8 protein-coding genes, 2 pseudogenes and 1 riboswitch are annotated in these 9,763 nt (G+C 70.9%); of the genes and pseudogenes, 1 reads left to right on the forward strand and 9 read right to left on the reverse strand.

Annotation, left to right across the window (positions count from 1 at the left end):
* Positions 1-206: 206 nt before the first annotated feature.
* From AOK15_RS07820 to AOK15_RS07835, 4 genes are all read right to left on the reverse strand, one after another.
* Complete coding sequence (locus tag AOK15_RS07820) at positions 207-1,151, reverse strand: aldo/keto reductase (protein ID WP_055514170.1); 945 nt, start codon at positions 1,149-1,151, stop codon at positions 207-209.
* 108 nt (positions 1,152-1,259) lie between these two features.
* The gene (locus tag AOK15_RS07825) at positions 1,260-2,312 is read right to left on the reverse strand and encodes a M23 family metallopeptidase (RefSeq protein WP_055514172.1); all 1,053 of its coding nucleotides are present in this window, start codon (positions 2,310-2,312) and stop codon (positions 1,260-1,262) included.
* 10 nt (positions 2,313-2,322) lie between these two features.
* Positions 2,323-2,478, reverse strand: a riboswitch (cyclic di-AMP (ydaO/yuaA leader).
* 233 nt (positions 2,479-2,711) lie between these two features.
* Positions 2,712-3,833: a PP2C family protein-serine/threonine phosphatase gene (locus tag AOK15_RS07830; RefSeq protein ID WP_055514174.1), complete on the reverse strand. Its 1,122-nt coding sequence runs from the start codon at positions 3,831-3,833 to the stop codon at positions 2,712-2,714.
* Positions 3,834-3,924: 91 nt separating this feature from the next.
* The gene (locus tag AOK15_RS07835; RefSeq protein ID WP_055514176.1) at positions 3,925-4,557 is read right to left on the reverse strand and encodes a GTP cyclohydrolase II; all 633 of its coding nucleotides are present in this window, start codon (positions 4,555-4,557) and stop codon (positions 3,925-3,927) included.
* Positions 4,558-5,010: 453 nt separating this feature from the next.
* Here AOK15_RS07835 and AOK15_RS07840 point away from each other — a divergent pair, with 453 nt between their 5' ends.
* Positions 5,011-5,469, forward strand: a complete 459-nt coding sequence (locus AOK15_RS07840) for a PPOX class F420-dependent oxidoreductase (protein ID WP_055514178.1) — start codon at positions 5,011-5,013, stop codon at positions 5,467-5,469.
* Between the two features lie 29 nt (positions 5,470-5,498).
* Here AOK15_RS07840 and AOK15_RS07845 read toward each other — a convergent pair whose 3' ends face one another.
* From AOK15_RS07845 to AOK15_RS07865, 5 genes and pseudogenes are all read right to left on the reverse strand, one after another.
* Entirely contained in the window at positions 5,499-6,350 is an 852-nt protein-coding gene (locus tag AOK15_RS07845) for a carbohydrate ABC transporter permease (protein ID WP_055514180.1), read from the reverse strand.
* Between the two features lie 58 nt (positions 6,351-6,408).
* Positions 6,409-7,299 (reverse strand): carbohydrate ABC transporter permease, encoded by an 891-nt coding sequence (locus tag AOK15_RS07850; RefSeq protein ID WP_055514182.1) that lies wholly within the window; start codon positions 7,297-7,299, stop codon positions 6,409-6,411.
* Between the two features lie 10 nt (positions 7,300-7,309).
* Positions 7,310-8,717, reverse strand: a pseudogene (locus tag AOK15_RS07855) (extracellular solute-binding protein).
* A 113-nt stretch (positions 8,718-8,830) separates the two neighbouring features.
* Positions 8,831-9,517 carry a response regulator gene (locus tag AOK15_RS07860; protein WP_055514184.1) on the reverse strand — a complete coding sequence of 229 codons (687 nt, stop codon included), beginning with the start codon at positions 9,515-9,517 and terminating at the stop codon, positions 8,831-8,833.
* Positions 9,514-9,763: pseudogene (locus tag AOK15_RS07865) on the reverse strand (histidine kinase); the annotation flags it as partial. The pseudogene AOK15_RS07865 and the gene AOK15_RS07860, both read right to left, overlap by 4 nt.

Consider the following 9,763-nt stretch of genomic DNA (forward strand, 5'->3'; position numbering starts at 1 on the left):
CGTCCGTACGCGCCCCACCCGCCGCGGGGGCTCCCGCCGCACCGGAAACCTGCGCCGACTCGTCCGTACGCCACTGACCCGCCGCGGGGGCTTGCGCCGCCACGGTGACCTGCGCCGGCCTGTCCGTACGCGGCATACCCGCCGTAGAGTCTTGCGCCGCCACGGTGACGTGTCTCGGTTCGTCCGTGCGCGGCCGGGCCGCTTCGTTACTCCGATGCCTCTGTCAGGGTCTTCAGTTCCTCGGGGGTGAGGGTGAGGTCGGCTCCTGCCAGGAGTGGGGGGAGTTGGGTGGTGGTGCGGGCCGAGGCGATGGGGGCGGTGACCGTCGGCTGGGCCGTGAGCCAGGCCAGGGCGATCGTGGCGATCTCCGCGTTCCTGGACCGGGCGATCTCGTCGAGGGCGGCGAGGACGCGGGTGCCCCTCGGGGTGTCGAGGTAGGCGCCGGCGCCCGCGGCGCGGGGGCTGTCGACGGTCGTGCCGGGGCGGTACTTGCCGGTGAGGAACCCCTTGGCCAGGGCGAAGTAGGGGACAGCGGAGAGGCCCGCGTCGGCGGCCACCGACTGGAGGGCGCCCTCGTACGTGTCGCGGGAGACCAGGTTGTAGTGGGGCTGGAGCGCCACATAGCGGGCCAGGCCCTCGCGGGCCGAGAAGTCCAGGGAGGCCTGAAGGCGCTCAGGGGTGATGTTGGACGCGGCGATCGCGCGGACCTTGCCCGCCTTCACCAGGTCGTCGAGGGCGGTGATGATCTCCTCCACGGGCACCTCGGGCTTGTCGAAGTGCGTGTAGTAGAGGTCGATGTGGTCGGTGCCCAGGCGGGCCAGCGAGGCGTCCGCTGCGGCCTTGATGGTGGCGGCGGAGAGGCCCTGGTACTCGGGGTGCTGGCTCACCTTCGTCGCGATCACCACGTCGGCGCGGTTGCCGCGGGCCTTCACCCACTTGCCGATGATCGTCTCGGACTCGCCGCCCGTGTTGCCCTCGACCCACGCGGAGTAGGAGTCGGCGGTGTCGATGAAGTTGCCGCCGGCGTCGGCGTAGGCGTCGAGGACGGCGAAGGACTCTGTTTCGTCCGCCGTCCAGCCGAAGACGTTGCCGCCGAGGGAGAGCGGGAAGACCTCGAGGTCGGACGTGCCCAGCTTGCGAAGAGAAGTCATGTGTTGTTTCAACCACCGGGTCGGACGATCGCATTCCGGGGTGACATGACGGACGCCGCGTCAGGCCTTGGCCTCACGCGGCGTCACATTCGTTTCGGGGGGGCGAGGTCAGATGGTCAGGCCCTTGCTGCGCAGCCACGCCGCCGGGTCGATGCCGTTGCCCGAGCCGGCCGTGTGGACCTCCATGTGGAGGTGGGCGCCGGTGACGTTGCCCGTGGCGCCGACGCGGCCGATGACGTCGCCGGTGCCGACCTTCTGGCCGACGCTGACGCCGATGGAGGACTGGTGGGCGTACCAGATCTCGGTGCCGTCGTCGAGCGTGAGCACGGTCTTGTAGCCGTACGAGCCGTCCCAGCCCGCCTGCGTGATCGTGCCGCTGTGGACGGCCTTGATGAGGGTGCCCGTGGGGGCGGCGAAGTCGAGGCCGGTGTGGTAGCCGGACGACCAGTAGGGGCCGGCCTGGCCGAAGGTGGAGGTGATCGTGTACGAGGAGGTCGGCAGCGTGAACTGCTTGGCCAGGGCGGCCAGCCGCTCGGCTTCCTTCTTCTTCGCGGCCTCTTCCTCCGCCTTCTTCTTGGCGGCGGCCTCCTTGGCCTCGGCTTCCTTCTTCTCCTCGGCGGCCTGGTCCGCGGCCTTCTTCGCGGCGGCGGTCTGGGCGGCCTCGGCTGCCTTCAGGTCGAACGCGTCCTGCTGCGACTCGGCCTGCTGCATGATGCGCGCGCGCAGCGCCTCGCCGGCGTCGGTGGCGCCCTGCTGGGTGTCGGCGGCGATAAGGCCGGCGCTGCTCAGCGGGGCGGTGGAGCCCTCGGGCTCGTCGGCGGTGTCGTCGTCCTCGAAGACCGAGCCCACGTTCGGCATGTCCGGCATGGAGATGGCCACCGGGGCCTTGCCGCTCTGGGCGCTGGCCATACCGGCGCCGCTGACGGCGGCTATGACGCCGACGCCGAGAACCGTGGAGCTACGGGCGAACCCGCCACGCTGCTTGGTCTTGGCCACACGGTGCCGGCCGCGGACGGGACGGAGGGACTCCGCGGTGGGGTTCCACTCCTGGAAGGGGCCCTCGTTGTCGCTGTCGTAGCTGCCGAAGCCGAAGGTCTCGGGCTCATCGCCGCGTTGGCTCGGCACGAACGGGGCTTCGGTCGCGGACCGGTTGGACGCCACGTGGGCGTACTCCTTTCCTTCCTACCGCCTACCGGGTTAGCTGACGGGTTCGGAGCGGAAGGTCTCCTACGCGCGTAAACCGAACGTGCTTCCACGAGGGTTTCCGCGCGATTCACCCCAGGGTGGTGGTTCCCCGGTTCCCTACGGGATTCGGCGCGTGAGCACGGAGCCGCCTCTTGTGACGGCTGGGACGACCGCGCTGCGTTATCGAACGTTAATAGACGCGGGGGCGGCATTCCAAGCGATTCTGAATGATCGTTCGGCTTTCTACGATGGACTTAGGGGTCATGAGGGGTGGAAAACGGGCGAGTTGGCTCCGCCCCGGACACCCCCACCGCGCTGACGGTGCGTCAGTTGTAATGCGGAGGGGGTTCGGGTGGGCACGCTCAGTGACATTCCTCAGAGGCGATGCACGGCGAGCAGTGCCATGTCGTCCGTCGTACCGCCCCCGGTGTGCTCACGGACCTCTTCGGCGAGCGTCGTCAACAGGGCGCGCGGGGCGGGGAAGGTACGGCCGCCGAGCCGGGCGGCCGGGTCGTAGAAGACACCGTCCGCGTTCCGCGCCTCGGACAGGCCGTCCGTGTAGAACAGCAGCGTCGCGCCGGCCGGGAACACGACCTCCTCCGCGCGGTCCGGCCAGGCGCCCAGCTCGTCGAGGCCGAGCGGCAGCGCGGTCCACGGGGTGTCGAGGGTCCACAGCGCGCCGTCGGCGTGGAGCAGCAACGGGGCCGGATGCCCCCGGTTGACGATGCGGGCCAGCCCGGCGCCGTGCGGGAACTCCGCGAGGACGGCCGTCACGAACCCCTCGTACGGCACGGTGGGGTCCCGCCGCGCCGCGTCCCGCCGGGTGACCTCCCGCGCGAGAGCCCGCTCCAGCCGCTGGGCCACGGCCTCCAGGGTCGACTCCTGCTCGGCCGCCTCCCGGAACGCGCCGATCAGCACGGCCACCGCCGCCACCGCGCCGAGCCCCTTGCCGCGTACGTCCCCCACGATCAGCCGTACACCGTGGGGCGAGTCCTGCACCGCGTACAGATCGCCGCCGATCGAGGCCCCTGCCTGCGCGGCGTCGTACCGCGCCGCGATCTCCAGTCCCCCGATCCGCTCCTGGGGCCTCGGCAGGACGGCCCGCTGCGCCGCCTCCGCGATCTCGCGGGCGGTGGCGAGCCGGGCGTCACTGCGCCGGACGAGACGGTTGATGGCCACGGCCAGGACGGCCACGGTGGCGACGGTCGAGATCTCGGTGAGCGCGTCCGCCTCGCCCACACTGCTGTACCGGAGCCGCACGGCGAGGATGCCGCCGAGGGAGGCGGCGCCGGTCACCACGGTGCCCGCCAGCGACAGCAGCGGCGCGGCCACCAGGGGCGCCGCGGTGAAGAAGGGGACGGCCGTGAGTTCACGCGGCATGAAGTGGTCGTAGCAGAGGCCGCTGAGGACGAGGAGGACGGGTAGGGCCCGCACCAGGGCGCGGGCGTAGAAGAACCGCCGGCCGTCCGGCCTCCTCGCACGCTCCGCCTGCCCCACCCGTCCCAGGTTCGCGGGGCCTCCTGGGGAGAGCCAGTCGGCGGGGCCGAGTGGGCTAGGCGGTGTCCGCGGGCCCCTTCCCCTCGGGCGTTCAGCCCGCCGTCAGTTCCGCCAGGGGCAGGGTGTGCTGGGTGGTAAGGACCTTCGCCCGGAGGTAGCGGACGTTGTGGGCGGTGGTGAAGACGCCGGTGGGGACGCGGTGCCGGACGCCGACGCCGAGGTCGCGCAGCTGCTGCGCCTTGTCGGGGTTGTTGGAGAGCAGGTCCAGCTCGTCGATGCCGAGGGCGCCCAGCATCTGGGCCGCGGCCGTGTAGTCGCGGGCGTCCTCCGGCAGTCCGAGGGCCGTGTTCGCCTCGTAGGTGTCGAGGCCCTGGTCCTGGAGGGCGTACGCGTCGAGCTTGTTGTAGAGGCCGATGCCGCGGCCCTCCTGGCGGAGGTAGAGGAGCACCCCGCCCTGGTCGGCGATCCGCTCCACCGCCTCGCGCAGCTGGGGGCCGCAGTCGCAGCGGGCCGAGCCGAAGACGTCGCCGGTCAGGCACTCGGAGTGCATCCGGACCAGTGGGGCCGTGCCGGGGGCGGGGTCGCCGAGCACGATCGCCAGGTGCTCGCGGCCGTCGACGAGGCCGTGGAAGGTGACCATCTCGGCGTCGACGCTGTAGCCGTCCTGGAAGCGCAGCGGTACCCGTACGCGGGCACGCGGGGTGGCAGCGGGGAAGTCGGGCATGCGGGTTCTCCGGTCCTGGTGCGACTGCCGCTGTGCTTCAGTTTTGAATCACAGCGCTCGCCGCGACTCTATCCCCTGCTTCAAATTTCAAGCAACCGGTTTTGGGATGCGTCACATCAAGGGGGATGGGGGAATAAAGACCGCCCCCGCCACCCCCATCCCTCATCACCGGACGACGGACGACGGACGACGGACGACGGGTGACCGGCGACGGGTGACCGGCGACCGGGCCGGGGTCGGGGGCCGGGGTCCGGAGTGGATCAGGGCTCGGATGCGTCGGTCGACGGTGCGGGTGCTGGGGCTGCCGTTCACGGGCTGAGCGTCGGTGCACGCGCACAACGTAGGGGCTCGGGGCTGCGGTGACTACGGGCTGTTCGGCCACAATCACGGATGGTAGGAACCTACGGGGTCTGTGATCCTTGTGGTCCGAGTGACGCGGGTAGGCATGGCCGTATGACGAAGCTGGACGACCACATACGCGCACGCCTCCTCGCTCCCCACTTCTGGCACCTGGCCACGGTCGGCCCCGACGGGGCGCCCCAGGTGTCCCCCATGTGGGTGGACCTGCACCCCGCCGACGGCACCGAGTACGTCATGGTCAACACCTCCGTGGGCCGCGTGAAGGAGGAGAACCTCCGCCGCAACCCGCTCGTCTCCCTGTCCCACCACGACCCCGACAACCCCTACGACCGGGCCGAGATCCGGGGCCGCGCGGTGCGGTTCGTGGAGGGCGAGGAGGCGGCGCGCTCCATGGACCGGCTCACCCTGAAGTACATCGGCGAGGAACGGTATCCCTGGCTGCTGCCCGGCGAACGCCGGCTGATGATCCTGATCGAACCGGTGCGGATCCGCCGGGTGGTGGGCGTGGAGCCGTTCCGGGCGGGGGTGCTGGGCGAGGGCCGCGCCGGGTAGCGCCCGCGGGGGCCGGCCCGCCCGCCAGGTCAGCCCTTGACCGCTCCGCCCAGGGCGAAGCCACCGCCCAGACGGCGGGCCACGCCCACGTACAGCAGGATCACCGGGGTCGAGTAGATCACCGAGAACGCCGCCAACTGCCCGTAGACCACTGTCCCCTTGTTGCCGAAGAACTCGTTGATGCTCACCGCGGCCGGCATCTGGTCCGGGGTGAGCAGCAGCATGAACGGGACGAAGAAGTTGCCCCACATCATCACGAACGAGAACACGGTCACCACCGCGACGCCCGGCCCCATCAGGGGCAGCACGATCCGCAGCAGCGACTGCAGGGGCGAGGCGCCGTCCGTCCACGCCGCCTCCTCCAACTCCTTCGGCACGCCGTCCATGAAGTTCTTCATCAGCCAGATGGCGAACGGCAGTTGGGAGGCGGCGAAGAAGAGGATCGTGCCCTCGTGGGTGTCGATCAGATTCACCCGCACGAACAGGGCGTACACCGGGACCATGATCGCCGTGATCGGGAGGCTCGTCGCGAAGAGGATCGTCAGGAGGAAGGGGCGGTTCAGGCGTGAGCGGAAGCGGGACAGGGGGTAGGCGGCGAGGGCCGCGCACACCACGGTCAGCGCGGTCCCGCCGCCGCACAGCAGCAGACTGTTCAGCAGCGGTGTGACGGTGATGTCCGGGGTGAGGACCGCCTCGTAGTGGGCGAGGGTCACGGAGTCCGGGAGCCGGACCCGTAGGTCGGCGCGGGCGTCCACGGACGACAGGACCACCCAGGCGAGGGGCAGGACGAACGCGGCGGCCACGACGAGCAGTCCGGCGTCGGAGGTCAGCCGGCGCCGCAGGGTCCTGCGCGAGGCGGGTGTCCGGGTTCTCCTCGGCACCGCGGGAGTCCGGGTTCCGGTCGGCCCGGCGGGAGTCCGGGTTCTGGTCGGCACCGGGTCAGACCTCCGTTCGCAGCAGCCGCAGATACACGACCGAGAAGAGGGACCCCACCACCAGGAGCAGCAGCGCGACCGCCGTGCCGTAGCCGATCATGCTCTTCTGGAAGGCCTCCTCGTACATGAACAGCGGGAGCGTCTGGCTCCGGCCGCCGGGGCCGCCCCTCGTCATCACCCAGATCAGCCCGAAGACGGAGAGGGTCTGGAGGGTGATGAGCATGAGGTTCGTGCCGATGGAGCGGCGGATCATCGGGAGGGTGATGTGCCACAGACGGCGCGGGCCGCTCGCGCCGTCGACCTCCGCTGCCTCCGTGATCTCCTTCGGGATCTCGTCGAGCGCCGCGGAGTACACCAGCATCGAGAACGCCGTCCCCCGCCAGACGTTCGCGAACGACACCGCCAGGATCGGCAGCGTGTACAGCCAGTTCTGGGTGGGGAGGCCGAGCCAGTCCAGGACGGCGTTGAGGGTGCCCTCGCGGCGGAAGAAGGCGTACAGCAGGAAGCCGGCGACCACCTCCGGCAGCACCCAGGCGGTGACGACGACGCCGCCGACGAGGGTGCGGACGGGCTTCGAGGCGCGCCGCATCAGCGCGGCCAGGGCCAGACCCAGGGTGTTCTGGCCCAGCAGCGCCGAGACGACGGTGAAGACGAGGGTCAGCCACACGGCGTTGCGGAACGCCTCGTCGCCGAAGGCGGTCCGGAAGTTCTCGAGGCCGACGAAGGAGTCCTCGGCCTGGCCGGTGAGCTGGAGGTCGGTGAAGGCGATGGAGACGCAGTAGGCGATGGGTCCGGCGAGGAAGAGGACCAGCAGGACGGTGGCGGGGGTGACGGGGAGGGCTCGGATGAGGGAACGGAGGGCGGGGTGCGGCGGGCGGCCCGGTCGTCTCGTCATGAGCGGCGGCTCAGCCCCGGGTCACCTGGTCGTCGGTGGCAGCTGCGAGTTCCTCGTCGTAGTTCTCCGCCGCCTCGGCCACCGACGCGTCGCCCGTCGTCACGGACTCCATGGCCTCCTGGATGGCGGTCGAGACCTTCGGATACGCGGGGTAGGCGGGCCGGTAGTGGGTGTGGGCCACCAGGTCGGTGAAGAACGCGATGCCGGGCTGCGCCTTCGCATAGGCCGGGTCCTCGGCGACGTCCTCACGGACGGCGATACCGGAGTTGGCGATGTACCACTTCCGGGCGTTCGCCTTCGACTGCATCGTCTCGATGAACGCGAAGGCGAGGTCCGGGTTGGCGGCCTTCGCGGGGATCGCCCAGGTCCAGCCGCCGGACATGCTCACCTTGCCGGGGCCCTGGCCGTGCTGGGTGGGCATGGCGGCGAGGCCGAGCCTCTCCGACCAGTCGGGCCATGCGTGGCCGCTGCCGGGCAGCCAGTCCTGCGGGAGCCAGGAGCCGTCGAGGTTGATGCCGAGCCTGCCCTCGGGGAGGAGTTCACCGCGGACCCGGGTCGCGATGTTCGGGTCGAGGGCGTCGGAGACCTCCGGGCCCAGCTTCTCGCGGTAGACGGTCTCCACGAAGGCCAGCGCGTCCTTGAAGCCCTTGGTCCCGGCCTTCCACTTCCTGGACTTCTCGTCGTAGAGGGGGTCGCCACCGTTGTCGGTGGCGCCGTCCGTGCCGTAGAGCAGCATCTCGAAGCCCTGCATGGTGGCGGCCTCGCCCGCGGGTTTGCCCGTGTACACGTTCAGTGGGATGACGCCCGGGACCTTCCGTTTGATGGCGCGGGCGGCGGAGAGGATGTCGTCCCAGGTCCTCGGCTGCCAGTCGGCGGGCAGGCCGGCCTTGGCGAAGATCTTCTTGTCGAACCAGAGTCCACGGGTGTCCGTGCCGTCCGGGACGCCGTTACGTCTTCCCGTCCTCGGCCTTCGCCGCGGCCCTGGCCGTGTCGATGAACCGGTCCCAGTCCTTCCAGCCGGCCAGATAGTCGTCCAGCGGTTTCAGATAGCCGCTGGTGATGTCCGAGTTGATGAGGAAGGTGTCCTCGTAGACCACGTCCGGGGCCGTCTTCGGGGACCGCAGCATCTGCTGGACCTTGGTGTAGTACTCCGAGTCCGGGGCCTTGATCGGGACGAGCTTCACCTTCTTGCCGGGGTTCGCCTTCTCGAACTGCTTCTTCACGTCCCCGAGAAAGGTGTCCATCACCCGGACCGAGTTGTCCGTGGACTGCTTGTACGACACCTCCACCGTGTCCGGATCATTCCCGGCCCCGCCGCCGCAGCCGGCGAGAACACCGGGCGCGGCGACCGCGAGGGCCCCGGCGAGGAGGAGACGGAGGGGGGATCGGCGGGGGCTGGTGAGTGCGGTGGGGCGCACGGGGCACGACCTCCTGCTGGCTACGACATTGTGGCCTGAGTGGGTGCCCGGTGACGGTACGAGGAATGGTCTAGTCAGGTCAATGAGCGTGCAGCGGCCGGGACTTGGGCGGGCTAGCCCTTGCGCACCCAGCGGTACACCAGTTCCGGGCGTCCCACCTGCCCGTACTGCGGTTCGCGTCTCGCTCGGCCCGCTTCCACCAGGTGTTCGAGATAGCGGCGGGCCGTGATCCGGGAGATGCCCACGGCCTCGGCGATGCCGGCGGCCGTCAGACCCTCCGCGGTGTCCCGCAGGGCGACGGTGACCCGTTCCAGGGTCGGCGCGCTCAGGCCCTTCGGCAGGGCCGCCGGGCCCGGCGCCCGCAGGGTCGCCAGCGCGCGGTCCACCTCGTCCTGGCCGCTGGCCTCGCCCGCCGCCGCGTGGAACTCGGCGTAGCGGATCAGCCGGTCGCGGAGCGTCGCGAAGGTGAAGGGCTTCAGGACGTACTGGACGACGCCCAGGGAGACGCCCTCCCGGACGACCGTCAGATCCCGTGCCGACGTCACCGCTATCACGTCGGCGTGGTGCCCGGCGGCGCGCAGCGAGCGCGCCAGTTGCAGACCGTGCACGTCTGGCAGGTGCAGGTCCAGGAGCAGCAGGTCCACCGGCATGCGCTCCAGCGCACGGCGTGCCTCCGCGCCCGTGTGGGCCTTGCCGACCGCCGTGAAGCCGGGGACACGGCCGACGTACATCATGTGGGCGTCGGCGGCGACGGGGTCGTCCTCCACGACCAGGACTCTGATGGGATCCGCACCGGTCATAGGTCGTCGCCTCCCGGCACGGCATCGGCCACCGCGGCCCGATGGCCCCGGTCCTGGTGGCTCCGGGGGCTCTGGTGAGTCCGGTCCTGGCGGCTCTGGTCGGTCCGGTCCTGCGGGGCCAGGGTGACCTCCGCCGGGTCGGTCTCGTCGGCCCGGCCTGCCTCGGTCTCGCCCAGGGGCAGCCGTACCTCGAACTCCGCCCCGCCCCCGGGCGCCTCCGCCACGGTCAGCGTGCCCCCGTGGCGG

Origin of the sequence: Streptomyces ossamyceticus, from assembly GCF_001418475.1 — a bacterium.
Lineage (GTDB): Bacteria > Actinomycetota > Actinomycetes > Streptomycetales > Streptomycetaceae > Streptomyces > Streptomyces ossamyceticus.

What these genes read in the sequence shown, in the direction of transcription:
- AOK15_RS07840 (WP_055514178.1), top strand. Translation starts at nt 5,011, where the DNA reads ATGACGAAGCTGGACGACCACATACGCGCACGCCTCCTCGCTCCCCAC.
- AOK15_RS07820 (WP_055514170.1), bottom strand. Translation starts at nt 1,151, where the DNA reads ATGACTTCTCTTCGCAAGCTGGGCACGTCCGACCTCGAGGTCTTCCCG.
- AOK15_RS07850 (WP_055514182.1), bottom strand. Translation starts at nt 7,299, where the DNA reads ATGACGAGACGACCGGGCCGCCCGCCGCACCCCGCCCTCCGTTCCCTC.
- AOK15_RS07835 (WP_055514176.1), bottom strand. Translation starts at nt 4,557, where the DNA reads ATGCCCGACTTCCCCGCTGCCACCCCGCGTGCCCGCGTACGGGTACCG.
- AOK15_RS07860 (WP_055514184.1), bottom strand. Translation starts at nt 9,517, where the DNA reads ATGACCGGTGCGGATCCCATCAGAGTCCTGGTCGTGGAGGACGACCCC.